The sequence below is a fragment of the Streptomyces sp. NPDC057249 genome, from assembly GCF_042669245.1.
In the GTDB taxonomy this organism is placed as follows: domain Bacteria; phylum Actinomycetota; class Actinomycetes; order Streptomycetales; family Streptomycetaceae; genus Streptomyces.
Genome location: NZ_JBHUXS010000006.1, coordinates 323,471 through 350,434, shown reverse-complemented (window position 1 = coordinate 350,434; position 26,964 = coordinate 323,471). Strand labels below are relative to the sequence as shown.

General features: G+C 74.3%; 24 protein-coding genes and 1 riboswitch. Of the genes, 11 read left to right on the top strand and 13 right to left on the bottom strand.

The features are described 5' to 3' along the window. Positions 1-13: 13 nt before the first annotated feature. From pknB to thiO, 4 genes are all read right to left on the bottom strand, one after another. Positions 14-1,954: a Stk1 family PASTA domain-containing Ser/Thr kinase gene (gene pknB, locus ACFUJY_RS14405; protein WP_383298652.1), complete on the bottom strand. Its 1,941-nt coding sequence runs from the start codon at positions 1,952-1,954 to the stop codon at positions 14-16. 88 nt (positions 1,955-2,042) lie between these two features. After that, positions 2,043-2,837, bottom strand: a complete 795-nt coding sequence (locus ACFUJY_RS14400) for a thiazole synthase (RefSeq protein WP_383298565.1) — start codon at positions 2,835-2,837, stop codon at positions 2,043-2,045. A gap of 2 nt (positions 2,838-2,839) precedes the next feature. After that, entirely contained in the window at positions 2,840-3,058 is a 219-nt protein-coding gene (gene thiS, locus ACFUJY_RS14395) for a sulfur carrier protein ThiS (RefSeq protein WP_383298563.1), read from the bottom strand. Continuing rightward, positions 3,055-4,230: a glycine oxidase ThiO gene (gene thiO, locus ACFUJY_RS14390; RefSeq protein ID WP_383298561.1), complete on the bottom strand. Its 1,176-nt coding sequence runs from the start codon at positions 4,228-4,230 to the stop codon at positions 3,055-3,057. Before thiO ends, thiS begins: the two co-directional genes overlap by 4 nt. Next, a riboswitch (TPP riboswitch) is annotated at positions 4,228-4,339 on the bottom strand. (Overlaps the previous gene by 3 nt.) Before the next feature lie 80 nt (positions 4,340-4,419). Between thiO and ACFUJY_RS14385 the strand changes: the two genes are divergently transcribed. The 5 genes from ACFUJY_RS14385 to ACFUJY_RS14365 all read left to right on the top strand — a co-directional run bounded on the left by ACFUJY_RS14385 (position 4,420) and on the right by ACFUJY_RS14365 (position 8,822). After that, on the top strand, positions 4,420-5,673 hold the full coding sequence (locus ACFUJY_RS14385; protein ID WP_383298560.1) for an NAD(P)/FAD-dependent oxidoreductase: 1,254 nt from the start codon (positions 4,420-4,422) through the stop codon (positions 5,671-5,673). A gap of 50 nt (positions 5,674-5,723) precedes the next feature. Further along, positions 5,724-6,089: an Rv2175c family DNA-binding protein gene (locus ACFUJY_RS14380; protein WP_164402454.1), complete on the top strand. Its 366-nt coding sequence runs from the start codon at positions 5,724-5,726 to the stop codon at positions 6,087-6,089. 105 nt (positions 6,090-6,194) lie between these two features. Then, positions 6,195-6,848, top strand: a complete 654-nt coding sequence (gene thiE, locus ACFUJY_RS14375) for a thiamine phosphate synthase (RefSeq protein WP_383298559.1) — start codon at positions 6,195-6,197, stop codon at positions 6,846-6,848. A gap of 139 nt (positions 6,849-6,987) precedes the next feature. Beyond that, on the top strand, positions 6,988-7,905 hold the full coding sequence (gene metF / locus ACFUJY_RS14370; protein WP_383298558.1) for a methylenetetrahydrofolate reductase [NAD(P)H]: 918 nt from the start codon (positions 6,988-6,990) through the stop codon (positions 7,903-7,905). A gap of 50 nt (positions 7,906-7,955) precedes the next feature. Further along, on the top strand, positions 7,956-8,822 hold the full coding sequence (locus ACFUJY_RS14365; RefSeq protein WP_383298557.1) for a hypothetical protein: 867 nt from the start codon (positions 7,956-7,958) through the stop codon (positions 8,820-8,822). Between the two features lie 28 nt (positions 8,823-8,850). Here the strand turns inward: ACFUJY_RS14365 and ACFUJY_RS14360 are convergent, their stop codons facing one another. The 5 genes from ACFUJY_RS14360 to ACFUJY_RS14340 all read right to left on the bottom strand — a co-directional run bounded on the left by ACFUJY_RS14360 (position 8,851) and on the right by ACFUJY_RS14340 (position 14,853). Beyond that, positions 8,851-10,362 (bottom strand): phytoene desaturase family protein, encoded by a 1,512-nt coding sequence (locus tag ACFUJY_RS14360; protein WP_383298555.1) that lies wholly within the window; start codon positions 10,360-10,362, stop codon positions 8,851-8,853. Between the two features lie 38 nt (positions 10,363-10,400). Further along, positions 10,401-11,030: a DUF4126 domain-containing protein gene (locus ACFUJY_RS14355; RefSeq protein ID WP_383298553.1), complete on the bottom strand. Its 630-nt coding sequence runs from the start codon at positions 11,028-11,030 to the stop codon at positions 10,401-10,403. Between the two features lie 355 nt (positions 11,031-11,385). Next, positions 11,386-11,997 (bottom strand): TetR/AcrR family transcriptional regulator, encoded by a 612-nt coding sequence (locus tag ACFUJY_RS14350; protein ID WP_383298551.1) that lies wholly within the window; start codon positions 11,995-11,997, stop codon positions 11,386-11,388. 29 nt (positions 11,998-12,026) lie between these two features. After that, positions 12,027-14,114 (bottom strand): YhgE/Pip family protein, encoded by a 2,088-nt coding sequence (locus ACFUJY_RS14345; RefSeq protein WP_383298549.1) that lies wholly within the window; start codon positions 14,112-14,114, stop codon positions 12,027-12,029. Beyond that, complete coding sequence (locus ACFUJY_RS14340; protein ID WP_383298547.1) at positions 14,086-14,853, bottom strand: ATP-binding cassette domain-containing protein; 768 nt, start codon at positions 14,851-14,853, stop codon at positions 14,086-14,088. Before ACFUJY_RS14340 ends, ACFUJY_RS14345 begins: the two co-directional genes overlap by 29 nt. 166 nt (positions 14,854-15,019) lie before the next feature. Here ACFUJY_RS14340 and ACFUJY_RS14335 point away from each other — a divergent pair, with 166 nt between their 5' ends. From ACFUJY_RS14335 to ACFUJY_RS14325, 3 genes are all read left to right on the top strand, one after another. After that, positions 15,020-15,547: an SAV_6107 family HEPN domain-containing protein gene (locus tag ACFUJY_RS14335; protein WP_383298545.1), complete on the top strand. Its 528-nt coding sequence runs from the start codon at positions 15,020-15,022 to the stop codon at positions 15,545-15,547. 97 nt (positions 15,548-15,644) lie between these two features. Continuing rightward, positions 15,645-16,403, top strand: coding sequence for a class I SAM-dependent methyltransferase (locus ACFUJY_RS14330; protein ID WP_383298543.1), 759 nt, complete (start codon positions 15,645-15,647; stop codon positions 16,401-16,403). Between the two features lie 280 nt (positions 16,404-16,683). Further along, positions 16,684-17,082: a DUF3040 domain-containing protein gene (locus ACFUJY_RS14325; protein ID WP_383298541.1), complete on the top strand. Its 399-nt coding sequence runs from the start codon at positions 16,684-16,686 to the stop codon at positions 17,080-17,082. A 327-nt stretch (positions 17,083-17,409) separates the two neighbouring features. Here ACFUJY_RS14325 and ACFUJY_RS14320 read toward each other — a convergent pair whose 3' ends face one another. From ACFUJY_RS14320 to ACFUJY_RS14305, 4 genes are all read right to left on the bottom strand, one after another. Next, complete coding sequence (locus ACFUJY_RS14320; RefSeq protein ID WP_383298539.1) at positions 17,410-19,824, bottom strand: DUF3488 and DUF4129 domain-containing transglutaminase family protein; 2,415 nt, start codon at positions 19,822-19,824, stop codon at positions 17,410-17,412. Beyond that, positions 19,821-21,188 (bottom strand): DUF58 domain-containing protein, encoded by a 1,368-nt coding sequence (locus tag ACFUJY_RS14315; RefSeq protein ID WP_383298537.1) that lies wholly within the window; start codon positions 21,186-21,188, stop codon positions 19,821-19,823. Before ACFUJY_RS14315 ends, ACFUJY_RS14320 begins: the two co-directional genes overlap by 4 nt. Then, positions 21,188-22,237, bottom strand: coding sequence for an AAA family ATPase (locus ACFUJY_RS14310; RefSeq protein WP_383298535.1), 1,050 nt, complete (start codon positions 22,235-22,237; stop codon positions 21,188-21,190). Before ACFUJY_RS14310 ends, ACFUJY_RS14315 begins: the two co-directional genes overlap by 1 nt. A gap of 258 nt (positions 22,238-22,495) precedes the next feature. Continuing rightward, positions 22,496-23,026: a beta-class carbonic anhydrase gene (locus ACFUJY_RS14305; RefSeq protein ID WP_383298533.1), complete on the bottom strand. Its 531-nt coding sequence runs from the start codon at positions 23,024-23,026 to the stop codon at positions 22,496-22,498. Between the two features lie 377 nt (positions 23,027-23,403). Here ACFUJY_RS14305 and rsmH point away from each other — a divergent pair, with 377 nt between their 5' ends. From rsmH to ACFUJY_RS14290, 3 genes are all read left to right on the top strand, one after another. Then, entirely contained in the window at positions 23,404-24,369 is a 966-nt protein-coding gene (gene rsmH / locus ACFUJY_RS14300) for a 16S rRNA (cytosine(1402)-N(4))-methyltransferase RsmH (protein ID WP_383298531.1), read from the top strand. Between the two features lie 94 nt (positions 24,370-24,463). After that, positions 24,464-24,946 carry a septum formation initiator family protein gene (locus ACFUJY_RS14295; protein WP_383298650.1) on the top strand — a complete coding sequence of 161 codons (483 nt, stop codon included), beginning with the start codon at positions 24,464-24,466 and terminating at the stop codon, positions 24,944-24,946. Between the two features lie 4 nt (positions 24,947-24,950). Continuing rightward, a complete protein-coding gene (locus tag ACFUJY_RS14290; protein WP_383298529.1) occupies positions 24,951-26,954 on the top strand; it encodes a peptidoglycan D,D-transpeptidase FtsI family protein in 2,004 nt (667 codons plus the stop codon). Positions 26,955-26,964: the final 10 nt, after the last annotated feature.

The following is a 26,964-nucleotide window of genomic DNA, read 5'->3' as shown; positions in this document are numbered from 1 at the left end:
CGCGTACGGATCTCTACAGTCCCTTGGTCTTGATGGTGATGACGCTGCCCTCGGGGGCCTGGTCGCCACCGTCCACGGACTGGCCGGCGACCTTGTCGCTGAAGGAGAGGAACCCGCGGTCGACCTTGACCTCGAAGCCCGCGGCCTTCAGCTCGTCCTCGGCGTCGTCCACGTCCTTGCCGACCACGTCCGGCACGTCGATCATGCGCGGCCCGGAGGAAATCGTCACCGTCACGGTGTCGCCCTCGGCCGCCTCGGCGCCCTCCTCCGGCGACTGGACGGCGACGTCGCCCTCCTCCTCCGGCGAGTGCACCCGGCCGGGCTTCACCTTCACCTTCAGGCCCTCCTCGGCCAGCGTGTCGGTGGCGTCCTCGACGGAGAGCCCGGTGACGTCCGGGACGTCGACGGGGCTGCCCTTGGAGACGACGATCGCCACCGCCGAGTCCGCGTGGCGCTCGGTGCCCGCCTCGGGGTCCGTACGCACCACCTCCCCGGCCGCCACGTCCTCGTCGAACTCCTTGGTGACCATGCCCGGGAGCAGGCCCGCCTCCTTCAGCCGCTGCTTGGCGTCGGCGAGCCGGTCGCCCGCGACATCGGGCACCTGGATGATCTCGGGGCCGCGCGAGACGACGAGCGAGACCGAGCCGTTGCCCCTGATCCGCGCGCCGGACTCGGGGTCGCTGCTGATCACCTTGCCCCGGTCGACGGTGTCGCTGAAGGCCCGCTCCACGCCCTTCAGCTCGAGGCCGGCGTCGGAGAGCCGCTTCCCGGCCGCCTTCTCGGTCTGGCCCAGCAGCGAGGGGACCTTCGTGAACTGCCCGGAGTTGATGTACCAGACACCGCCGCCGACGCCCAGGACGATGAGCACCGCCAGGACCGCCGCGATCAGCCCGCGCCGGGGGCCGGCGAGCGGCCCGGTCCGGCGGGGCGGCCGCGGGTGTCCCGGGGGCGCGGGCGGGGGCATCTCCAGCCGGCTGGTGTGGTGGGCGGTGCCCAGGTCCTTCGGCAGGACCCGGGGGATCACCGTCGTCCGCGCGTCGCTCCCGGCCGCCTCGGCGTCCGGACCGGGCTCCGGCCGGGCCTGCGGCGGTACGGCGTCGAGCTGCGCGTCCGTGAGCGCGGCGCGCGCCCGGCGGGCCCCGGCGAGCAGCCCCACCGCGTCGAACGGGCGGGCCTCCGGGTCCCGGGCGGTGGCGCTCGCCACCAGCGCGTCCAGCTCGGGCGCCAGACCCGGGACGGCGGCGGACGGCGGCGGCACGTCCTCGTGCAGATGCTGGTAGATGACCTGGGCGGGGGACTCCCCGTCACGCGGCTTGTCGCCGGTCAGCATCTCGTAGAGCACGACCCCGCAGGCATACACGTCGGCGCGGGTGTCCGCCGTGCCGTGCTCGATCTGCTCCGGGGCGAGGTACGAGACGGTGCCGAGGATCGTCCCGGTGGTGTTCGTCACCGCGTCCACGGCCCGGACCAGGCCGAAGTCGGCGACCTTGACCCGGCCGTCGTCCCCGATCAGCACGTTCTCCGGCTTCATGTCGCGGTGCACGAAGCCCGCCCGGTGCGCCGCGCCGAGGGCGGCGAGCACCGACTCCAGGATGTCCAGCGCGGCCCGCGGCCGGAGCGCGCCGCGCTCGGTCAGCACGTCGCGCAGCGTGCACCCGGCGACGTACTCCATGGCCAGGTAGACGTACTGGCCCTGGGCGCCCTGGTCGAAGACCCCGACCACGTTGGGGTGGGCGAGATGCGCCACCGACTTGGCCTCGCGGATGAAGCGCTCGACGAACGAGGCGTCGGTCGCCAGCGCCGGGTGCATCACCTTGAGGGCGAGCACCCGGTCGAGCCGCATGTCCATGGCCCGGTAGACCGTGGCCATGCCGCCCACGGCGATGCGGGCATCGACGCGGTAGCGGCCGTCGAGCAGCTGCCCGACGAGGGGGTCCTGGAGGGTCGTATCCACCATGCGAGTCTACGAGCCGCCGCGGACAGGCCCGCCGCGGCGGAGCGAACCCGGCGCAGGACTGCAGCCGAGCCGTGACAGGCGCGTGTCAGAACGCCGGCCGCTCCGGATCGAGCACCGCCCGTCCGGCGGCCGGCGACGACGCCTCCGCGAAGTGGCGGCGCGGGATGCGCCCGGCCCGGTACGCGAGCCGCCCGCCCGCCACCGCGTGCCGCATCGCGGCGGCCATCAGCTCCGGCTCCTGGGCCCGGGTCACCGCCGAGGCGAGCATCACCGCCGAGCACCCCAGCTCCATCGCGAGCGCCGCGTCCGACGCGGTCCCGGCGCCGGCGTCCAGGATCACCGGCACCCCGGCCCGCTCGGCGATCAGCTGGAAGTTGTGCGGGTTGCGGATGCCCAGGCCCGAGCCGATGGGGGAGCCGAGCGGCATGACCGCCGCGCACCCCACGTCCTCCAGCTTCCGGGCCAGGACCGGGTCGTCGTTGGTGTACGGCAGCACCGTGAACCCGTCGTCCACCAGGATCTCGGCGGCGTCCAGCAGCTCGACCGGGTCGGGCAGCAGGGTCCGCTCGTCCGCCACCACCTCCAGCTTGACCCAGTCCGTGCCCAGGGCCTCGCGGGCCAGCCGGGCGGTGAGCACGGCCTCCCCGGCGGTGTAGCAGCCGGCGGTGTTCGGCAGCACCCGGATGGACAGCTTCCGCAGCACGGAGAGCACCGAGCCCTGCACGGACGGGTCGAGGCGGCGCATCGCGACGGTGGTCAGCTCCGTGCCGGACGCGATCAGCGACCGCTCCAGCACGTCCAGGCTGGGCGCCCCGCCGGTGCCCATGATCAGCCGGGAGGTGAACCCGGTACCGCCGAGGGTGAACAGGTCGTCGGACACCGTCAGCCTCCCTGGACCGCGGTCAGGACCTCGACCCGGTCGCCGTCGGTGAGCGCGGCGGCGGACCACTGGCCGCGCGGCACCACGGTCTCGTTGAGCGCGGCGGCCACCCCCGTCGGCGCGTCGGTCAGCGTCGCGACCAGGGCGTCCAGGGTGGTGCCCGGCGCGACGGCGGCCGGTGCGCCGTTCACGGACACGGTGAGCGGGGTGGGCTCGGTCATGCGGGCTGCTCCTGGGGTGCGGGGGCCGGGGCGAACCGGCCGGGGGAGAAGGGGCGGGCCGCCTCGGGCAGCTCGCCGTCGGCCAGCAGCGACGCCATGGCGTCCCCGGTGGCGGGGGTGAGCAGCACGCCGTTGCGGCCGTGGCCGGTGGCGAGGTGGAGGCCGGGCAGTGCGGTGCGGCCGAGCAGCGGGGCGTTGTCGGGGGACGCGGGGCGCAGGCCCGCGCGGGTCTCGGTGAGCGGCAGCTCGGTGATGCCGGGCACCAGCTCGTGGGCGTCGCGCAGCAGCTCGTAGACCCCGCCCGCCGTGACGGTGGTGTCCCAGCCCATCTCCTCGGTGGTGGCGCCGACGACCAGCTCACCGTTCTCGCGCGGCACGAGATAGACGTGGCTGCCCCGGACCACCGCGCGCACGGTGCGCGAGAGGAAGGGGGCGTACGCCGGGGGCACGGTCAGGCGCAGCACCTGGCCCTTGACCGGGCGCACCGGTGGCAGGACGCGGGCGGGCACCCCGGCGAGCCGGCCGCTGAGGCTGCCCCCGGCCAGGACGACCTGGCCGGCGGCCACCTCCGTACCGTCGTCGAGCACGGCCCCCGCGGCCCGGTCCGCGACCACGGACAGGCGGTCGGCGCGGCGGCGGTGGAAGACCACGCCGGCCCGTTCGCACGCGGTGAGCAGCGCGGCGGCGAGGCGGCGCGGGTCGACCTGGTGGTCGCCGTCCACCCGGAGGCCGCCGCGGACGCCCGGGGCGAGCATCGGTTCCAGGCGGCGGCACTCGCGCCCGGTCAGCCACTCCGACTCCAGGCCCGAGCGGCGTTGCAGCTCGTGGAGTTCGCGCAGATGGGCGCGGTCGTCGGCGTCGAGCGCGACGGCCAGGGTGCCGCAGGCGCGGAAGCCGATGTCCTGCCCGCTCGCCTCCTCCAGCTCGGCCGTGAACGACGGGTAGCGCCGGGCGGAAAAGAGGTTGAGCCCGAGCAGCGTCTCCTCGCCGTAGTGCAGTTCGGTGACGGCGGCCAGCATCCCGGCCGCCACCCGGGCCGCTCCGCCGCCCGGCTCGGGGTCGGCGAGCGCGGTGGACAGGCCGAGCCGCGCGGCCCGCCAGGCGGTCACCAGACCGATGACTCCGCCCCCGATGACGAGGACGTCGGACCCTTCGGTGGGATGGGTGCGCATGGGCGTCCAGCCCCTCCCTTCGCCGGCATGACCCGGATCAGGTTCGTACGGTCGGAGGCCGCCAGCCTCCCTCTCAGCCCGGTGCGCCCGGGCTCCCGCGTGTCTTACGGGGCCACCCTAAACCCCGTCCCCCCGGGGCCGGACGGGGCGCCCTTTCCTGACGCTCGGTCAGCTACGTAAGGTGGGCGGGTGAGCGAGCAGCAGAGGGCAGAGCGGACGGAACGCCGGGTCGTCGTCGCGGGCGCGGGCATGGCGGGTGTGCAGACCGCCGTCGCCCTGCGGGAACAGGGCTTCGCCGGACCCGTCACGCTGATCGGCGCCGAACCCCACCAGCCCTACGACCGGCCCCCGCTGTCCAAGGCGGTGCTGCTCGGCAAGGCCGAGGAGTCCGCCTTCGACATCGACTTCGAGGCGCTGGGCATCGCCCTGCGGCTGGGCTGCGAGGTCACCGGGGTGCGCGCCGGCGACCACGAGCTGGACACCTCCCAGGGCCCGGTCCCCTACGACGTCCTGGTCCTCGCCACCGGTGCCGAACCCGTCGCCCTGCCCGGCTCCGACGGCGTCCCCGGCGTCCATCTGCTGCGCACCCTGGACGACGCGGCCCGGCTGCGGCCCGTCCTGGAAGCGGGGCACCCGGTCGTGGTCGTCGGGGCCGGCTGGATCGGCGCCGAGTTCGCCACCGCCGCCCGCGCCGCCGGCTGCGAGGTCACCGTCGTGGAGGCCGCGGACCGCCCCCTGGCCGGCGCCCTGCCCGCCGAGGTCGCCGCCCCGATGGCCGCCTGGTACGAGGAGAGCGGCGCCCGGCTCCTCACCGGCGCCCGGGTCGCCCGCGTCGAGCCCGGCACGGTGGTCCTCGCCGACGGGCGCACCCTCCCGGCCGGCGCGGTCGTCGTCGGCATCGGCGCCCGCCCCGCCACCGGCTGGCTCGCCGGCTCCGGCATCGCGCTCGGGCCGGAGGGCTCGGTGACCGCCGACGCCGCGCTGCGCACCTCGCTGCCCGATGTGTACGCGGTCGGCGACTGCGCCTCCTTCCCCTCGGCCCGCTACGGCACCCGGCTGGTCGTCCACCACTGGGACAACGCCCTCCAGGGGCCCAGGACCGCCGCCGCCCACATCGCCGCCGGCGGGGACGCGGCGGACGTCCCGCCCTACGACCCGGTGCCCTACTTCTGGTCCGAGCAGTTCGGCCGGTTCGTGCAGTACGCCGGACACCACGCGGACGCGGACACCCTGCTGTGGCGCGGCGATCCGGCCGGGCCCGCCTGGTCGGTGTGCTGGCTGCGCGACGGCGCCCTGGTCGCGGTGCTCGCGGTCGGCCGCCCGCGCGACCTGGCCCAGGGGCGCCGGCTCGTCGAGGCGGGGGCCCGGCTCGACGCGGAGCGGGCCGCGGACCCCTCCGTCCCGCTGAAGTCGGCGGTTCTGCCGCAACGGCCCGGGACCTGAAGGGCCGAGTCCGGGTTTCGGCTGTCAGTCCGGGATGGCAGGCTTGTCCCGTGACCGAGATTGACGCAAAGATCGATGCTCTCGTCCCTGCCTGGCTCCACCTGCCCGACATCGCGGAAATGCTCGATGTCGAGGTGACGCGTGTGCGGCAGCTGGTCAAGGAGGGCCAGCTCATCGCCGTACGCCGTGGGGAGAACCGGGCGCTTCAGGTGCCCGCCGCCTTCATCGACGGCGACAAGGTGGTCAAGGGCCTCTCCGGGACCCTGACGCTCCTGAAGGACGACGGCTTCTCCGACGAGGAGATGCTCGAATGGCTCTTCACCCCCGACCCGACCCTGCCCGGCACCCCCGCGCAGGCACTGAGTGAGAATCGCGGCACGGAGGTGAAGCGCCGCGCCCAGGCGCTCGCCGTCTGAACCGACCGGGGAAGCGGGCCGCACCGCGCGAGCGGGCGGCCCGCTTCCCCGCGCCCGCACCACCGATCCACCGTCAGCACCGTCTTCCCCGGGGGGAACCGCACCATGTCCACGCCTCGCGCGCAGCTCTCCGACGCCCGGCTCTACCTGTGCACGGACGCGCGCAGGCGTCAGGGCGACCTGCCCGACTTCCTCGACGCGGTCCTCGCCGGCGGGGTGGACATCGTCCAGCTCCGCGACAAGGGCATGGAGGCCGGGGAGGAACTCGACCACCTCGCGGTCCTCGCGGACGCCTGCAAGCGGCACGGCAAGCTCCTCGCCGTCAACGACCGGGCCGACGTGGCCCACGCCATCGGCTCCGACGTGCTGCACCTCGGCCAGGGCGACCTGCCGGTGCCGGCGGCCCGCGCGATCATCGGCGCCGAGCCGGTCGTCGGCCGTTCCACGCACGCCGAGGCCGAGGTCGACGCCGCCGTCACCGAGCCCGGCGTGGACTACTTCTGCACCGGTCCCTGCTGGCCCACCCCGACCAAGCCCGGCCGCCACGCCCCCGGCCTGGACCTCGTCCGCTACGCCGCCTCGCTCGCCCCCGCCCGCCCCTGGTTCGCCATCGGGGGCATCGACGCGGACAACCTCGACCAGGTGCTGGACGCCGGTGCCCGCCGGATCGTCGTGGTGCGGGCCCTCACCGAGGCGTCCGACCCCGGCGAGGCCGCCGCCGAGCTGGCACGACGGGTCCGCGAGCGCGCCGGAGCCTGACCCGGGACGGCCGCTTCCGGGCGCCGGCCCGGAACCGGTCTGGGACGCATCTGTCCGAAGGATGGACAAGAATCAGTCAATTCCGGCAAATGACTCCGGTTCTGTTGGGAGCCCGTCCCGCCCTGGTTAACCTGCCCGTATGGCCCTTGGCACACCTTCCACCAGGACAGATCGCGCGCGCACGGTGCGTGAGATGCTCGCGACCGGCGAGACCTCGTACTCGTTCGAGTTCTGGGCGCCCAAGACCGAGAAGGGCGAGCGCAACCTGTGGAACGCGCTGCGCCGGGTCGAGGCCGTCGCGCCGAGCTTCGTCTCGGTGACGTACGGCGCCGGCGGCTCCACCCGCGCCGGGACGGTGAAGGCCACCCAGGACATCGCCGCCGAGTCCACGCTCACCCCCGTCGCCCACCTCACGGCCGTCGACCACTCGGTCGCCGAACTGCGCAACATGGTCGGCCAGTACGCGGACGCCGGCATCCGGAACATCCTCGCCGTGCGCGGTGACCCGCCGGGCGACCCGATGGGCCCCTGGGTCGAGCACCCGCAGGGCGTGAAGTACGCGGCGGACCTGGTCCGGCTGATCAAGGAGGCCGGCGACTTCTGCGTGGGCGTCGCGGCGTTCCCCGAGCGGCACCCGCGCTCCGACGACTGGGACACCGACGTCCGCCACTTCGTGGACAAGTGCCGCGCGGGCGCCGACTACGCGATCACGCAGATGTTCTTCGACCCCGAGGCATATCTCCGGATGCGTGACCGGGTGGTCGCGGCCGGTTGCGAGACACCGATCATCCCCGAGGTCATGCCGGTCACCAGCGTCCGGCAATTGGAGCGATTCCCCCAGCTCAGCAACGCGACGATGCCGGACGAGCTGAAAGACACCATCCTCGCCGCCAAGGACGACCCCGCCGCTGTACGCTCCATTGGCATCGACTTCGCAACGCGGTTCTGCGCGAAGCTGCTCTCCGAGGGTGTGCCCGGACTGCACTTCATCACGCTGAACAACTCGACTGCGACGCTCGAGATCCACGAGAATCTCGGACTGCACAAGCAGTCGTGACCGGCCGTACCCGCCACCACCCGGGGCGGTGGCCGTAGAAGGGGGCGGGCATGGGCTGGACGGTCCTCTACATCGCGTTCGGCGTCGTCGCGCTGTGGCTGCTCGGCGAGGTGCTGCTGCAGTACAAGGCCCGGCTGCGCTGGCGCCTCCTCGCCTTCACCGGCTTCCTCGGTGTGGTGATCGGCGTCCTGATGCCGTCCGTGCCCGTCATCGCCCTCGGCGCGGTCGCCTTCGCCACCGGCCAGACGTACGTCACGCTCTCGTTCCGCAAGGGCTTCTCCACCGGCTGGGCCATAGGGGGCAAGCCCGGTGAGAGCCGCCGCCGGCGCGGCGCGGCCGAACGCAGGCCCACGCTGGAGGTCTCGGACCTGGAGGTGGAGTACGAGGGCGGCGCCCCCGACGCCCCGCCCGTCCCGCAGTCCGCTCCTGCCCCCGCCGCCGTCTACGCGACCGAACCGATGCCCGAGGACACCGGGCAGTACGGCGTCTACACCGATCCCGTGCCGCCCCGCCCGGCCCAGGAGCCCCAGGCCGCGCAGGGCCACGACGCGTACGACCCCTACGGCTACCCGGCCCACCAGCCCCAGGGCCAGGACACCTACGCCGGGGCCGGGCAGTACGACTACGGCACCGACCCGCAGAGCTACGCCGCCTACTCCGACCCGTACATCGGCACCACCGCGAGCACCCCGCAGTACGGCACGTACGACGGCTACGGGAACTACGACGGCTACGGCGACGGCCGGCAGTACGCCGATCCGTACGCGCAGGGCGACGGCTACGGCTCGGAGACCCCGCCGGGCGGCGTCTGGGTGCCGCAGCAGCGCGAGGGCGAGCAGCACCCGCAGCAGCCCGCCGCCCCGGCCCCGTACCCGAACGGCTACGACACCGGCCACGACGAGCAATACCGCTACTGACGGCGCCCGCCGCCGGTCCCCGCCCCGCTCATCGCGAGCCGCGGAACCCCTCCCCCTCCACCACGGTCCCCGCGACCAGCGCCCCGGACATGCCGGCGTGCGCGAGCCCGCCGCCCGGATGGGACCAGCCGCCGGCCAGCAACAGGCCCGGCAGCCGGGTCCGGTTGGCGGGGTGCAGGAACGCGCCCCCGGCACCGCCCAGCGCCGGCGGCGGCACGGCACCGCCCTCGGCGCCCGTGTCCGACGCGGTCTCGGCGGGCGTCCGCACCCGCGTCCCCAGCACCCGCTCCCGCAGGCCCGGCACCGCGGCGCCCGCCGCCTCGGTCAGCGTCTCCGCGAACCGGGCCCGCAGCGCCTCGTCCGTCCAGTCCACCCGGCCGTGCGGGGCCACCGTCGCCACCAGCGTCACCGCCTCGTGCTCCGCGTCGGGACGGGTCGACGGGTCGTCGGGGCGCAGCACGGTCACCGTGGGGTGCGCGGCGATCCGGCCCCCGAACACCGCCTCGCGCTCGGCCGCCGAGTCCGCCGGGTGCACCACGGTCCGGTGCACGGCGTCCGCGGGCCGGCCGCCGCGCAGCGACAGCATCACCACGAACCGGCCGCTCGCGCCCGCCCCGTCCGCACGCACCGTCACATCCCCGTCCGCCCACAGCTCCTGACCCGGCGCCAGACCGGGCCACGGCCGGGCACCGAGCACCACGTGGGCGGCCTCCGCGACCGTCCCGTCCGCCAGCTCCACGCCCGCCGCGCGGCCGTCCTCCGCCACGACCCCGGCCACCTCGGCGCCGAAGACGAACTCCACCTTCCGGGCCAGGCACCGCTCGTACACCGCCCGGGCCAGCTCCCGCATGCCGCCGCCCACGTACCAGGTGCCGAACGTCTCCTCCATGTACGGCAGGAGGGCCGCGCCCGCCGGGGCGCGCGAGGGGTCCAGGCCGTACCCGAGGGCGTATCCGTCGAGGAGGGCCGCCAGCCGGGGGTCGGTCAGCTCCCAGGCGCCGATCTCCGCCACCGTCCCGGCCCGCCGCGCCGGGCGCAGCAGCCGCCGGTGCTCCTCGGCCGGATACGGGTCGCGGCCCAGCACCTGCCAGTCGGTGCGCAGCGGCTCCTCCAGGAGCGGCCGGCGCGAGCGGTCCCAGGCGTCCCTGGCCCGGTCAAGGAAGGCCCCCCACCGCGCGCCCGCCGCGCCGCCGAGGGCGGCGTCCAGGGCGGCGACGGTCCCGGCGCGCGAGGCGTTCGGCAGGGAAACGGAGGTGCCGTCCGCGAAGAGGTGCCGGCTCGCCGGGTCCACCTGGGTCAGCGTGACGCACCGCTCCAGCGGTTCCTTGCCGGTCTTCACGAACAGGTCGCGGTAGACCGCGGGGAGGTGGAGGAGCCCGGGGCCGGTGTCGAACGTGAATCCCCCGTCGGCGTACCGGCCGAGCGAGCCGCCGTACGTCTCCGACCGCTCGTACACCGTCACCCGGTGGCCTGCCACGGCCAGCCGGGCCGCCGCCGCCATCGCGCCCATCCCGGCGCCGATCACCGCAATTCGTGCCATGCAGGCGACCTTAACGGCCGCCGCCGACAGCCCCGCCGTCAACCCCAGGGAGCGCTGGACGGGGGCCCGACGGGCTGGTGCGCCCGGCGCTTCTCCGCGCGGCGCTCGGCCCTGCGGCGCCAGAACCGGCGGATGCGGGAGGCGAGGAAGAACACGATCGCCAGACCCACGACGAGGAGCGTCCCGGCGAGCGTGGCGGCTATCCACGGATGGAAGATCGCGAAGGTGATGACGCCCGCGACGCCCAGATCCTCGGCGGCACTCAGCGCGATGTTGCTGAACGGCTCGGGGGAGGTGTTGACCGCCATCCGCGTCCCGGCCTTGACCAGATGGCTCACCAGGGCGGTCGAGCCCCCGATGGCACCGGCCGCGATCTCCGGGAGCGAACCGCTCTCGCCGGCCAGCAGCGCCGCCACGACCGCGCCCGCCACCGGCCGGACGACCGTGTGCACCGCGTCCCACACGGTGTCGACGTACGGAATCTTGTCGGCGACGACCTCGCAGAGGAAGAGGACCGCGACGACCACGAGCACGTCCGTGCGCTGGAGCGAGGCGGGCACCTCGTCGCTGACACCGGTCGCGCCGAATATGCCGAGCAGGAGGACCACCGCGTACGCGTTGATCCCGCTCGCCCAGCCGCTTGTGAACACCAGAGGGAGTACCGACACGCAGGCGATCGTAGCCAGCGGGTCCGGCATCCCGGCAGGGCGCGTGGTACCCGGCTCTGAGTACCCGTACTCAGGGCGCGGGTTGAGTAGCCGCACGGATGGGCCTTGACCTGCCGGAACGGCAGAGTTGGTGTCCACGGAAGGGGCGCCGCCCCGCCACCGCCGGCACGGGGCGGCGGTGGCGGGGCGGCGCCGCCCTTCCGAACGGGGGTGCGCGGCGGAGGACTTCGGGACCACGGGGGCAACGGGTCACGGGGGAAGGTCCTCCGGCAGCACGGAAGGCGCCGGTCGGGCGGGCTCGGGGGACGGGCCGCGCGCGACCGGCGCCTTCGTGCGTACGGGGGCGGGCGCGGCCTCAGTGTCCGCTGACGCGGCCGCGCAGCAGCAGGGACAGCGCCGAGTGCACGTCGTCGATCGAGCGCTCCGGCTGGAACGCCTGCCAGTCCAGCGCCGCCACCAGCACCATCCCGACCAGCGCCGCCGCGGTCAGCGGCACGTCGATCTCCTCGCTCAGTTCGCCGCTCGCCACGCCGTCCGCGATGACGCCCTCCACCACGGCGACCGCCTCGCGGCGCACCACCAGCAGCGTGGACTGCCAGGCGCGGTTGGTACGCCACAGCTCGGCCACGTACAGCTGGGTGAAGGCCGGGTAGCGGTCGATGAAGACCAGGCCGGCCCGGATCATGGCGTCCAGTGCCTCGACCCGGCTGCCGCCGCGGGCGCCGGTCTCCTCGGCCGCCGTGCGCAGCGAGGAGGTGAGCAGCCCGACGCCGTGGCGCAGCAGCTCCTCGAAGAGCTCGGTCTTGCTCTTGAAGTTGTAGTAGACCGTGCCCTTGGCGACCCCCGCCCGGTCGGCGATCTCGTCCACCGTGGTCGCCGAGAAGCCCTTCTCGGCGATGAGGGTGACGGCGGCTTCGTAGAGCTTCTGCCGGGTGGCCTGGCGGCGCGCGCTGCTACTGCTTTCCATGGACCTGATTCTCACAGGTCCCGGCACGGTCACAGGCTCAGCTCCGGATGCAGCCGCTCCAGTGTCCACATCTGCTTGCGGCGGGCCGACAGGGCGGTCAGCGCGAGCGCCCCGGCGGTGAAGGCGGCGAGCACCGCACAGCCCTGCCAGACCGGGCCGAGCCCGCCGCCCGTGATGAGCCGGCGCAGCCCCTCCACGACGTAGCTCATCGGCAGGTACGGGTGGATCGCGTTGAAGAAGCCCGGACTGGTCTGGACGGGGTAGGTGCCGCCGGCCGAGGTGAGCTGGAGCATCAGCAGCGCGAGGACGAGGATGCGCCCGGCCGCGCCGAAGCAGGCGTTCAGCCACTGCACGATCGCCGCGAAACAGCAGGTGACCAGCGCCAGGAAGCCGAGGGTCCCGGCGGTGTGCGCCATGTCCAGGCCGGGGCCCCAGTGCAGCACGGACATCAGCGCGGCCGTCTGGAGCAGCCCGACCCCGGCCACCGGCAGCCAGCCTGCGAGGGCGATCCGCCAGGACGGTGCCCCGGCGGCCAGCGCGCGCCCGCTGAGCGGCCGGATCAGCATGTACGCCACCATCGCGCCGACCCAGAGGGAGAGCGGGATGAAGTAGGGCGCGAAGCCGGTGCCGTAGTTCGGGGCGGAGTGCAGGGACTGCGAGGCCAGCCGCACGGGGTCGGCCATGACCTCCGTACGGGCGTCGCGGTCCTTCTTCCCGTAGTCGGGAATCCGGCCGACACCGTCACCGAGCCCCCGGGCGAGTGTCGCTGATCCGTCCGTGAGGCGGACCAGCCCCTTGTCGAGGCTCGTGGCGCCCTTCCTGAGCTTGCCGACGCCCGTGTCCAGGTCGGCCGATCCGGTTTTCGCCGTGCCCAGGCCGGTGTGCAGCCGGTCCGCGCCGGTGGCGACCTTGTGCGCGCCGGTGTTCAGCGCGTTGATCTTCTTGACCGCGGCTTCCAGGTCCTCGTCCAGGTGCGGGGAGCGCGCGGCGAGTCCCTTCGCCTGCTTCTCCAGCGTGGTCAGCTGGGTGCGGAGCTTCTTCAGGTCCCCGTTCTGATTCCTGACCAGCGCGTTCACGTCGTCGGCCACGGCGGCGACGTCGGCCGCCGCCGTCACGGCCCGCTTGAGCGGCGGGCAGACGGCGGGGTCGGGGACCGGCTGCGCCGCGCACCGGGTGCGGTGGACCTCGGTGAGGTCGTCGGCGGCGGTGTGGGCGGCGGTGGCGGCGGTGGGCGCCGCCTTCACGAGCAGGTCCAGGTTGTCCCGTACGGTCTTCGACGTGTCGGCGACCAGCCGGGCGGTGTCGCCGATGGCCTTCCCGTTGTCCTTCAGGAACGGGCGCACGTCGGCGGCGACTCCGTTGACCTTGTCGGCGAGGAGCTGGGTGCCGTCGGCGACCTGGCGCGAACCGGTCTCCAGGTCTCCCGCGCCCTTGTCCAGCTTCACGATCCCGCCGGCCAGCTTGCCGCTGCCCTTCTCGGCGTCCTTCAGCCCGTCCGCGAGGTCCTTGGAGCCCTTCTTCGCCCTGCCGATCCCGTCCTTGAGATCGGTCGCGCCCCTGGCCGCCTTCGCCGTCCGGTCGTGCAGGTCGGAGAAGCTGATGAAGATCCGGTCCAGGAACCCGCGCGAGGCGTTGGCCGAGGCGGCGGTGCGGACCTCGGAGAACACGGTCCGGGATATCTGCCCGACGATGTAGTTGTTCGCGTCGTTGGTCCGCACCTGGAGGGCGCCGGTCTCGGGGGAGTCACCGGCGCTGGAGGCGATGCGCGCGCTGAAGTCGGCGGGCATCCGCAGCGAGAGGTAGTACGTGCCGTCCTCGACGCCCCGGTCCGCCTCCTCGGCGCTCACCTCGTGCCAGTCGAACGTCTTCGAATCGAGGAGCTTGCCGGTGATCTCGTCGCCGGCCGCGATCCGCTTGCCGTCGGCGGTGGCGCCCTTGTCCTCGTTGACCAGGGCGACCGGGATGCGGTCCAGCCGGCCGTACGGGTCCCAGAAGGACCACAGGTACAGGGCGCCGTAGAGCAGGGGGAGCAGCAGGAGCGCGGCGAGGGCGGCGCGCGGCAGCCGCCCCCTGCCGAAGCGCCTCAGCTCAAGCGCGGCCAGTTTCGGCGAACGCATCGGCCGGTTCCTCCTCGTGCGTGGTGGCGTCGGTGGTGTCGGGGGCGGTGCCCGTGCGTACGGTGACGGCGTCCTCGGGCGCCTCGCTGCAGACGGCCAGGACGGTCGTGCCGGTGGCGGCCACGGAGCGCAGCAGCGCCCAGACCTCGGCCCGCTCGGCGTCGGACAGCTTCAGATCGGTGTCGTCCACCCCGAGCAGCCGGGGCCGGCCCATCAGCGCGAGGGCCACGGACAGCCGGAGTGCCTCGGTCCGCTCCAGATCCCGTACGGCGGTGCGCTCCGCCTTGGGCAGGGCGGCGGGGTCGAGTCCGGCGGCGTCCAGGGCGGCGTCGATCCGGGCGCGCGCGGCGGCGCTCCGCTCACGGGGCCGGCGCAGCAGGGCGCGCGGGGAGCCGTCGTAGCGGCGCAGGAGCAGGGCCCGTTCGCGCAGGTGCTCGGCGACCGTGAACGCCGGGTCCAGCTCGCTGACGCCGGGCACCGGGCCGAGGGCCGCGACGCGGCGGACGGCGGCGGCCCGGCGCGGCAGGGCGAGGCCGGCGGTGGCGGCCTCGCCCTCGGTGGGGCGCATACGGCCGGTGAGGGCGAGCAGGAGGCAGGTGCGGCCGGAGCCGGACGGGCCTTCGACGGCGATCAGGGCGCCGGGCTCCGCGCGGAAGCCCACCCCCCGGAAGGCCCAGCCGCGCGGCCCGCGGAGCCCCAGGCCCTCGGCGGTGACGGCCGCCCCGTGCGGACGCTCCACGCCCTTCCCCCTTCATTTGAACTGACTGGTCAGTTCAAAAAGTAGCGTGAACGTGCGATCGAAGCAAAACGCCAGGTCAGCACCGTGCGAGGGGTGATTGTCAGTGGGGGCCGTCACGATGGATACAGACGGCCACGGAGCCGTCACCGAGACAGGAGGTTCTGTCATGGCCCACTCGTCCGCAGCCGCCGCTCCGCGACGCCGCGCAGACGGCCCTGCTCCCTCACCGACCGGCCCGGCCCGCGATGTCCACCCCGTCGTCCGGCGCACCAGCGCACCGCCCGCCGCCCTCGATCTCCTCGCCCAGGCCCGCGCCGGTCTGGACGAGGCAGCTGTCCTTTCCGTGCCCAACGAGCGGTACGCCACCGCACACCTCGCCGCCCTGCGCACCGCGGCGGCCGTCCTCGCGGCTCGGGCACGCCCGGAGCCCGCGCGCCGGCGCCGGGAACCGATCCGCAGCGCCTGGGAGATCCTTCCGGAGCTGGCCCCCGAGCTGGCCGAGTGGAGCGCCCTCTTCGCCTCCGGCGCCGCCCGGCGGGCCCGCGCCGAGGCGGGCATACCCGGCGCGGCCAGCCGGCGGCAGGCCGACGACCTGCTGCGCGACGCCGCCGTGTTCCTGCGCCTCGTGGAGCGGCTGCTCGTGCTCCAGCCGGTGCTGCCCCAGCCGCGCGGGGAGCGGCCCGAGGCGGGGTGACCACGGGGGCGGCGCCAGGCAATAAGGTGGGCGGTACCTGTCATCTGCGCTGTTCACGCTCCGCCCCCGGGCGGCCCGTGCCGAGGAGTCAACTGCCGTGTCGGACCCGCTGCGCCCCCGTGCCTCCCTCCGTACCGCCGTGGTCTGGGAGGTCCTGAAGGACGCCCTCGACCGCCGGGTCGAGGCGACCGGCCGGGACGCCCTGGACGTGCTGGACACCGGCGGCGGCACGGGCAACTTCGCGGTGCCCGTCGCCCGCCTCGGCCACCGCGTCACCGTGGTCGACCCCAGCCCCAACGCGCTCTTCGCGCTGGAGCGCCGCGCCGCCGAGGCCGGGGTCGACGACCGGGTGCGCGGGGTGCAGGGCGACATCCTCGGCCTGTTCGACGTGGTGGAGCGCGGGGGCTACGACGCGGTGCTCTGCCACGGCGTCCTGGAGTACGTGGACGACCCCGCCGAGGGCGTACGGCACGCGGTGGAGGCCCTCCGTCCGGCCGGTGCGCTCAGCCTGCTCGCCGCCGGTCTCGGCGGCGCCGTCCTGGCCCGCGCCCTGGCCGGCCACTTCAACGAGGCGCGGCACGCGCTGGGCGACCCGCAGGGCCGCTGGGGCGACGGGGACCCGGTGCCCCGGCGGTACACGGCCGAGCAGCTGGCCGAGCTGGTCACGGCCGCCGACGTCGAGGTGGGCGCCGTGCACGGGGTCCGGGTCTTCGCCGACCTCGTGCCCGGGGTCCTGGTGGACACCGAGCCGGGCGCGATGGAGGCCCTGCTCCGACTGGAGGCCGCCGCAGCCGAACTGCCCGCCTTCCATTCCGTGGCCACCCAGCTGCACGTCCTGGGCACCAAGCGGGGCTGAACCCCGGAGGATGACCGGCGGGAGCGGGGCTGATCAGCGACGCAGCGGCAGACGGAGTAGGCACCGACAGCCCCGTTCGGCGCTCCGGCCCCGTATGATCGGGGGACACCATCCGGCATGACGGATCGGAGGTTGGGGAATCAACTCAGCAGCTGAGCCGTCGTGGCGGCCCGGACTGGCTGTTTGGCAATGAGGGCGGGTTTCACGGGGGCGATTCCCTGCCTATCCTGGAAGGGCCGCATACCGGCCGCCCCCCGCGGCCGACGACGAGGAGGACTCCGTGCCGCTCTCGGAGCACGAGCAGCGAATGCTCGAGCAAATGGAGCGAGCGCTGTACGCCGAAGATCCCAAGTTCGCGACAGCGCTCGAGGGAAGCAAGCTGCGTACGTACACCCGGCGACGGGTCTACCAGGCGGTCGCTGGCTTTCTGGTGGGTATCGCGCTCCTCATGGGCGGAATGGTCGCCCGGCTGACCTGGGTCAGCGTGGTGGGCTTCCTCGTCATGCTGGGCTGCGCGGTGCTCGCGGTCACGGCATGGCGCAACGCGCCCAAGCCGGGTGAACAGCAGTCCGTGCGCACCGGTGGTGCGGGTGACCGCAGGCAGTCCCGGCAGCGTCGGTCCGTGATGAACCGGATCGAACAACGGTGGCAACGCCGCCGCGACGAGCAGGGACAGTAGGCACAGAACGCTTCCGATGAAGGGGCGGCCGCGACACGCGGCCGCCCCTTCACGCGTGCGGGGGCCTTGGGCGGCCGGCATCGGTGCGGACGCGGCGCCCGCGTGGGCGTCGGCCGGGGGCGCGACCCCCGGCGCTCCGTGGGCCTGCGCGGTGGGGAGGCGTCCCGTGCTCCCGCGATCCGGTCTGTCGGCCGGGGCCCGGCATCCGGCCCTCGGTGCCTCGGCCCGGGGCGGTCGCGCCTCGGTGCCTCGGTGCCTCGGTGCCTCGGCCCGGGGCCCGGACCTCAGCCGGGACGCGCCCCCGGCCCGGGCCGCCTGTGGCCCCCCTCAGCCCTCCTGGCGGGTCGGGCGGCGGGTCCATGCCGGGCGGGGCGGCAGGCGGAAGCGGGCGGACAGGGCCGCCCTCCGCTTCGAGAGGGCCCAGGCCACCCGTACGGACGAGCGCGGGGTGAGGAGCGCGCGGAGGCGGGCCGGGCGGCCGGCCGACAGGCCCAGGCCGGTCCGTACCGCCCGCGCGTCCTCGGCGAGGCCCGGCGCCGGGCGCGCCTCACGGGCGTAGAGCACCTGCTCGACCGCATCGGCGACCCGGTGCACCGCGTCCGCCGCCTCCGTGTCCAGCCGGCCCAGGCGCACCAGCCGCTCGGCCGCCCGGCGCGGCGTCAGCGCCTCGTCCGGGGGAATGCCGTGGTCCCACGCCGTGTCGGTGACCTCCCGCCACACCGCCAGCGTCCGCGCGGTCGCGTCGGCCGGGGTGCGCCCGCCCGAGGAACCCAGGCGGCGGGCCCGCGCCCGCAGCCGCCAGAGCATCGGCAGCAGGGGCAGCACCAGGAGCAGCACCACCGCGGCGGTCACGCCCAGCACGGTGCCCGCCGGTGTCCCCGGGTCCGCCGGCGCGGCGGCACCGGGCGCCGCCGACTGCCCGCACTCGCCCTGCTTCCGCATCTGCGCCGGGCAGCTCTCCGACGCGGACGGCGTCACCGCGACCGGCGCCGAGGCGTTCGCCTCCGGCCGGGCCGGGTCCGCCGTGTCACCGGACGGCGCGTCGGGCAGGGTGTACGACGGGACGGAGCCCCGCGTGGGCGTCGGCTCGAAGCGCGTCCAGCCGATCCCCTCGAAGTACAGCTCGGGCCAGGCGTGCGCGTCGCGCAGCCCCACCGAGTACGAACCGTCCGCCTGCGCGCTGCCCGGTGTGAAGCCCACCGCGACCCGGGCCGGGATGCCCAGCGTCCGGGCCATCGCCGCCATCGTGAACGAGAAGTGGACGCAGAAGCCCTGCTTGTCCTTCAGGAAGCGGGCGATCGCCGCGCTGCCCGTACCGGAGTCGACCGAGGTGTCGTACGTGAATCCGCCGTCGGTGGAGAAGTAGTCCTGGAGCCGCACCGCTCGCTCGTAGGAGTTGGCCGCCCCCGCGGTGACCTCGTCGGCCGTCCGCGCGACCACCTCCGGCAGCGCATCGGGCACCTGCGTGTACTCGCGCAGCAGCTCCGGCGGCACCGCACCCGCGCGGGCCAGCTGGTCGGCCGTCGGCTGCACGTCGAGGCTGGTCACCGTGTACTGCGCACCGCCGGTGGTCTCTCCGTCGTCACCGACGAGGGTGCGCCCCTCGGGCTCGAAGCGCCACCGGCCGCCGACCCGCACCTCGGCCGCCGGGTAGGGCAGCGGCAGATACGTCTGCTTGTAGGAGGCCGACGCCGAGACGGTCGACCTGACCTCCGTGACCGCGACGGACGGGGAGAGGCCGGCCGGGGTCGGCAACCGCTTCGGCACGTCCTGGAGCGCGCGCGTCGACGCGCGCCACTCGTTCCCGTTGAACCGGTCCAGGGCCAGGATGCGCAGATAGAAGTCGCCCGGACTGCTCGCGTTGGTGCGGTACGACATCACCTGCCGGTTCTCCGGCTGGTTGAGGTTGTCCTGGAGCGAGACCAGCGGGTTCACCGCGGAGATCGTGCCGCCCCCGCCCCCCTTGCCGCCCCCGCCGCCCGTACCGGCCAGCAGGCCGCCGTCGAGCGCCGGCAGCGCCGCGGGCACGACCAGCGCGATCCCGAGGGCCACCGCCCCGATCCGGCGCCCCGTGCGCACCGGGGCGAGCGCCCGGCCGCCGCCCGAGGTGTCGAGCCCGGCGGACGAACCGCCCCGGGGCCGCGCGGCCCCGGCGAAGACCCGGCCCCACTGGGCGAGCCGGTCGCGCCCCTCGGCCAGCAGGAGCAGCAGGTAACCGCAGGCGGCCAGGACGAACCAGAGCCAGCCCGCGCCGCCCTCAGCCAGCCCGGCGGCCACCGAATACAGCGCCAGCAGAGGCAGCCCGGCGGGCGCCGCGCTGCGGAACGTCACCGCCAGCGTGTCCACCACGAGCCCGACCAGCAGGACACCGCCCACCAGCATCAGCCGGATGCCGGGGGTCGCCGGTGCCGGGATCGCGTACTGCCCGACGTCGTCCCCGCCGGCCGTCAGGAGGTCCGCGAGCTGCCGCAGGGCCTGCGGTCCGGGCAGCACGCCCGCCACCGCCTGCTCCCGGGCGAACGCCACGGTCAGCAGCATCACCATGACCAGCGCCTGGGCGGCGGCCGTCAGCATCCGGGGCAACGGCACCCGGCGGCCCAGCATCCCCACCCCGCACTGCACGGCCAGCAGGAACGCCGCCTGCACGAGCCAGCTGACCGGGTCCACCAGCGGCAGCATCGAACAGGACGCCATCAGCGTCGCCGCGAAGGCGGCCAGCGCCAGCCGGCCCCGGCCGCTCACGACCGGCCCCCGAATCCCGCCGGACCGGCGGCGGCGCCGGACCCGGCCACCGCGCCGTGCCGGCCCGCCAGCTGCCACAGATCGGCCAGCCGTGCGCCGGGCCGCACCGGCACCACCGTCCACCCCGCCTCGCGCAGCAGCCGCAGCCGCCGCTCCGCCGCCTCCCGGGTGGCGGGCGACTCGCCGCTCACCCAGGCGGCGCTGTCCAGGACGAAGGCCACGGCCCCGCCGCTGCGCTCCCGCATCCGGGCGGCCATACCGGTCTGCTCCTCGTCCAGATCGCCGAGGAACGCGATCAGCAGCCCCTCGCCGCCCCCGCGCAGCACGTCGTGGGCGCGGGAGAGGCCCCCGCCGTCGGAGTGCTCGATCTCGGCGAGGGTGTCCATCATCAGCCCGGCCGCGTCCGCGGCGGCCTGGGTGGCGGCGAAACCGCCCTCGCCCTCGCCCGGCACCGCGTTCCCCGAGTCCGTCAGCAGCCGGACCGCGAAGCCGCGCTCCAGCATGTGCACCAGCGCGGACGCCGCCCCGGAGACGGCCCACTCGAACGCGGAGTCCGGCCCCGTCCCCCGGTAGGCGGCCGCCCGGGTGTCCAGCAGGACCGTGCACCGGGCGCGCTGGGGCTGCTCCTCGCGGCGCACCATCAGCTCGCCGTAGCGCGCGGTGGAACGCCAGTGGACCCGGCGCAGATCGTCCCCGTAGCGGTAACCGCGCGGGATCACGTCGTCGTCACCGGCCAGCGCCAGGGACCGCTGTCGCCCCTCGCCGTAACCGGAGGACTCACCGGCCAGCGGCACCGGGGGCAGCGGTTCGGTACGGGGGATCACGACCAGGGTGTCGTAGGCGCTGAACGAGCGGGTCAGCTCGCACATGCCGAAGGGGTCGCTCAGCCGCAGTTGCAGCGGCCCGAGCGGATAGCGTCCGCGCAGGTCGGAGCGGACCCGGTAGGACACCTCGCGGCGTCCGCCCGCCTCCACCCGGTCCAGCACGAACCGGGGCCGCGGCCCGAGCACGTACGGCACCCGGTCCTGGAGCATCAGCAGCCCCGTGGGCAGCCGTGAGACGTTGTCCATGCGCAGGTGGACGCGGGCCTCGGAGCCGGCCGGGACGCGCGAGGGGGAGAGCCTGCGGGTGCCCGTGACCCGGTAGCGGGTGCGGTAGAGCACCGTCACGGAGACCAGCGGCAGCACGGCGAGCAGCAGCCCGACCCGCAGCAGGTCGCCCTGGCCCAGCACATAGGCGCAGACCGCCGCCGCGATCCCGGCCGCGAGGAAGGACCGCCCACGCGTCGTGAGGCCGCCGAGCGCGGCCCGCACCCCGCCCTTGTCGTCGCCGCCGTCCACCGCGACGGCCCCCGACGCGGCCATCACGGACGCCGCGCGCCGGGCTGCTGCGCTCCGCCGTACGCCGGGCCCGCCGGATAGGCGGGGGCCTGGGTACCGGCCCCGCCGGAGGCGGTGGGCACCGGGGTCTGGTGAAGGATCTCCCGCACCACCTGCTCGGCGGTGCGGCGGTTGAGCTGGGCCTGCGCGGTGGGCAGCAGCCGGTGGGCGAGCACCGGGACGACCAGGGCCTGCACATCGTCCGGCAGGCAGTAGTCACGGCCGGCCAGCGCGGCGGACGCCTTGGCGGCGCGCAGCAGATGCAGCGTGGCGCGCGGGGAGGCGCCGAGCCGGAGGTCGGGGTGGCCGCGGGTGGCCGCGACGAGCTGGACCGCGTATCTGCGGACCGCCTCGGCGACGTGGACCGCGCGTACCGCCTCGATCAGCTTCACGATGTCGTGCGCGTGCGCCACGGGCTGGAGGTCGTCCAGCGGCGAGAGGCCGCCGTGCACGTCGAGCATCCGCAGCTCGGCATCCGCGCTGGGGTAGCCGATCGACACCCGGGCCATGAACCGGTCGCGCTGGGCCTCGGGCAGCGGATACGTGCCCTCCATCTCCACCGGGTTCTGCGTCGCCACGACCATGAAGGGCTCGGGCAGCTCGTAGGTGTGCCCGTCGATGGTGACCTGGCGCTCCTCCATCGACTCCAGGAGCGCGGACTGGGTCTTCGGCGAGGCGCGGTTGATCTCGTCGCCGATCACGACCTGCGCGAAGATCGCGCCGGGCTTGAACTCGAAGTCCCGGCGCTGCTGGTCGTATATGGACACACCCGTGATGTCCGAGGGCAGCAGGTCGGGCGTGAACTGGATGCGCCGCACCGAGCAGTCGACGGACCGGGCCAGCGCCTTGGCCAGCATGGTCTTGCCCACGCCCGGGACGTCCTCGATCAGGAGGTGGCCCTCCGCGAGCAGCACGGTCAGCGAAAGCCGCACGACCTCGGGCTTGCCCTCGATCACGGCCTCCATCGACCCGCGCACCCGATCGACGGTGGTGGTCAGATCTGTGAGGCTCGCTCGATCGTCATAGGTCGTCACCCCGGCCCTCCTCGGCCCCGCCCCACGCTCACCAGGAGCAGGGGATTTCCCCAGTCACGGGCCGGCGCCCTCGTGCGGCCCGGCCCACCCCGAATTGCGGACACCGCGCCGGACGGGGTCCGGCGCGTGTCACTCACGCATTCTTGTTGCCGTTACCGCTTCGTGTCACTCGCCTGTGGACAACCAGGGGTGATATGTCGGATTGGGTGAGGATTTCGTCACCGGAAGGTGGTGGTCCGGCGTCGGTCGGACCTTCGGTCAGGAGGCGGGCAGGACCTCGCGCAGCTTGCCGGTGGTCACGTCGAAGACGAATCCGCGCACGTCGTCGGTGTGCTTGAGGAACGGCGAGGTGCGGGCCCGCTGCATCGACTGCCGCACGTCCTGGTCCGCGTCGGTGTACGCCTCGACGGCCCAGGACGGCCGCTGCCCGACCTCGTGCTCCAGCTCCTGGCGGAAGTCCTCCGTGATCGACTCCATGCCGCAGCCCGTGTGGTGGATCAGGACGATGCTGCGGGTGCCCAGGGCCCGCTGACTGATCGCCAGCGACCGGATGACGTCGTCGGTGACCACGCCGCCCGCGTTGCGGATGGTGTGGCAGTCGCCCAGCGAGAGACCGAGCGCCTTGTGCAGGTCGAGACGGGCGTCCATGCAGGCGACCACGGCGACCTGGAGTACCGGCTTGGCGTCCATGCCGGGGTCCTTGAAGTCTGCCGCGTAACGGCTGTTCGCCTCGACCAGGCGGTCGGTGACGGTGGCGGTGGGGGCGGGGGAGTGCGCGGAAGTCGACATGCCCAAGACGTTAGCCCTCACCACCCGCCCCAGGGCGAGAGGGAAGCGGACAAAAAACGTCAACGGTGCTTGTTGTGAGGTAATCCACAAGCCCGCTCCGGCCGCCCGCTCGGATGAACGGGCGGCGGCCGACGCGCTGCCGGGTTGATTGATCGGGAATCGATCGAGTGGCAGGGTGGACTAAAGTGACGGGAAGTTACCGACACCCTGCACATTTCGAACTTTTACCCGTGTGCGCGGCGTACGTACGGCCCGGCCCTCTCCCGCTCGCCGGTCGGCTGACGCCCCTTCCCCGGCGCCGGCGGACCTCCCCTTCGCGAGCGGGCGGGGACCAGGCCGTACGTCCCGCCACCCGGGAGCTGAGCCTGAGAGGGCGCATGAGCCAGACCCGACACGTCCCGGTGATGCTCCAGCGATGCCTGGACCTGTTGGCACCGGCTCTGGAGGCCCCCGGCCCGCAGCCCCCCGTGGTGGTCGACTGCACCCTCGGCCTCGGCGGCCACAGCGAGGCGCTGCTCGCCGCCTTCCCCACCGCCCGGCTGATCGCCCTCGACCGGGACAAGGAGGCCCTGCGGCTCTCCGGCGAGCGGCTCGCCCCCTTCGGCGACCGCGTGACCCTGGTGCACGCCGTCTACGACGAACTGCCCGAGGTGCTCGACCGGCTCGGCATCCCCCGGGTGCAGGGCGTCCTGTTCGACCTCGGCGTCTCCTCGATGCAGCTTGACGAGTCCGACCGGGGCTTCGCCTACGCCCGCGACGCACCGCTCGACATGCGCATGGACCAGACGACCGGCATGAGCGCTGCCGAGGTCCTCAACACCTACCCGCCGGGCGAACTGGTGCGCATCCTGCGCGCGTACGGCGAGGAGAAACAGGCCAAGCGCATCGTCTCCGCCGTCGTACGCGAGCGCGAGAAGGAGCCCTTCACCAACAGCGCCCGGCTCGTCGAGCTGATCCGCGAGGCCCTGCCGCAGGCCGCCATGCGCACCGGAGGCAACCCGGCCAAGCGCACCTTCCAGGCCCTGCGCATCGAGGTCAACGGAGAGCTCACCGTCCTGGAGCGGGCCATCCCGGCCGCCGTCGCCGCCCTCGCCGTCGGCGGGCGCATCGCGGTCCTCTCGTACCAGTCCCTGGAGGACCGGCTCGTGAAGCAGGTCCTCGCGGCGGGCGCCGCCAACACCGCACCGCCCGGCCTGCCCGTCGTCCCCGAGCGCTACCAGCCCCGGCTGAAGCTCCTCACCCGGGGCGCCGAACTCCCCACCGAGGAGGAGGTCGCCGAGAACCGCCGCGCCGCCCCCGCCCGGCTGCGCGGCGCCCAGCGCATCCGCGAGGACGAGCGGTGAGCCGGCGGACGGCCGTGCGCGCCGGGGACGGAGCGGCGCGGTGAGCAAACCGGCCGGGCAGCGACAAGGGCGCGTCGCACGGCTCACCCGGCTGATGCCCGCCGGGCCGAGCACCGCCGCCCGGACCCCGTTCGTCCTGCTGGTCGTGGTGCTCCTCGGCGGCGGCCTGATCACCCTGCTGCTGCTCAACTCGGCGCTCAACGAGGGCTCCTTCGAGCTGAGCGAGCTGAAGAAGCGGACCACCGAACTGACCGACGAGCAGCAGGCCCTGCAGCGCGACGTCGACGCCTCCTTCGAGCCCGACGCCCTGGCCCGCCGCGCCCGTGAGCTGGGCATGGTCCCCGGCGGCAGCCCCGCCTTCCTCGACCCGGACGGCACGGTCCGGGGCGTCCCGTCCAAGGCCGCTCCGGCCCCGGTCGCCGCGCCTCCGCCGAGCACGCCCACGCCCACGCCCACGCCCTCGCCCACACCCGGCCCCACCGCCCCCTCCGCCGGCACCCCGGCGCCCGGGCCCGTCGGGTCGACGCCGCCCTCCGGCACACCGGCAGCCCAGCCCTCCACGAGCCCTGGCAGGTGACGCAGTGCCCCCCAAGGAACCGCCGCGCCGCCGGGTCCCCGGCCCCGCGCGTCCCCGTAACGCCTCCGCGGCGTCCGGCCGCCCGCGTCCCCAGCAGCGACGGCGGCCCCCGTCCGCCGCGCCGCGCGGAGGAGCGCCGCGCGGTGGCGCGTCCCGTGCCCGCCCGGCCCGCCCGCTGCGGCTGGGCAGCCCGCGCCCCCGGCTGCGGCTGGTCAGCCTCGCCCTGACGCTCGTCATGATCGCGTTCGTCGTACGGCTCCTCCAGGTCCAGGCCGTCGACGCCCACGCGTACGCCGCGAAGGCCGAGACGAACCGCTACCTGAGCTACACGGTCGCCGCCGAGCGCGGTGAGATCACCGACCGCAGCGGCATCGCGCTGGCGACCAGCGTGGACGCGTACGACATCACGGCCGACCCCAAGATGTTCACGCCGGCCGACAGCAAGGCGCCCGACGCCCCTCAGCAGGCCGCCGCCCTGCTCGCGCCGATCCTCGGCGTCGACGCGGAGGGACTGGTCAAGAAGCTCTCCAAGCCCAAGAGCCGGTACGCGGTGCTGGCGCGCAGGCAGACCCCGCAGGTCTGGAAGCAGATCAAGGACCTCAAGTCCGTGTTCGCCGAGAAGGCCGCGAAGGACAAGGCGGCCGGCGGGCCCGGGGCCAACGTGCTGGCGGGCGTCTTCCAGGAGGCCACCACCAAGCGGGTCTACCCCAACGGCACCCTGGCCGCCGGGATACTGGGTTACGTCAACGCGGCGGGCGAGGGCGCCGGCGGCCTCGAATCCCAGCTCGACAAGCAACTCGCGGGCGAGGACGGCACCATCAAGTACGCCCAGTCCGGAGGCCGCAGGGTGCCCACCGCCGGCACCAAGGAAGTGCCCGCGGTTCCCGGCTCCGACATCGAGCTGACCATCGACCGCGACATCCAGTGGGCGGCCCAGAAGGCCATCTCCGACCAGGTGGCGAAGTCCAGGGCCGACCGCGGTTACGTCATCGTGCAGAACACCCGCACCGGCGAGGTCCTCGCCATGGCCAACGCCCCCGGCTTCGACCCCAACGACCTCTCCCAGGCCGACGCCGCCTCGCTCGGCAACGCGGCCCTCCAGGACGTCTACGAGCCCGGCTCCACCAGCAAGGTGATGTCCATGGCCGCGGTGCTCGAAGAGGGCGCCGCCACCCCGCTCACGCACGTCACGGTCCCCAACCGGCTGCACCGGGGCGACCGTCTGTTCAAGGACGACATCGACCACCCCACGTGGCATCTGACGCTCAACGGCGTCCTCGCCAAGTCCAGCAACATCGGCACCATCATGGCCACCGGCGAGCTGGGCAGGACGCAGGCCCGGGCGAACAAGGTGCTGTACTCCTATCTGAGGAAATTCGGCATCGGATCGCCCACCGGGCTCGACTACCCGGGCGAGACGGCCGGCCTCCTCGCCAAGCCCGAGGACTGGTCCACCTCGCAGCAGTACACGATCCCGTTCGGCCAGGGCCTCTCCCTCAACGCCATGCAGGCCGCCTCGATCTACTCCACGATCGCCAACGGCGGCGTACGCATCGAACCGACGCTCGTACGCGGCACCAGGGGCCCGGACGGCCGCTTCACCCCGGCCGAGGCGCCCGAACAGACGCGCGTGGTCAGTGAGAAGACGGCGAAGACGCTCGCCACCATGCTCGAATCCGTGGTCGCCGACCAGGAGGGCACCGGCACCAAGGCCCAGATCCCCGGCTACCGGGTCGCGGGCAAGACGGGCACCGCCAACCGCGTGGACCCGGTGCGCGGCGGCTACCACGGCTACACCGCGTCCTTCGCCGGTTTCGCGCCCGCCGACGACCCCCAGGTCACCGTCTACTGCGCGATCCAGAACCCCACCAAGGGCAGCCACTTCGGCGGCCAGACCTGCGGACCCATCTACAAGCAGGTCATGGAGTTCGCCCTCAAGACGCTCCAGACACCCCCGTCCGGCCGCGCGCCGGCCAAGCTGCCGGTGTTCTTCGGAACCGGCGAGTGAACTCGCGGAG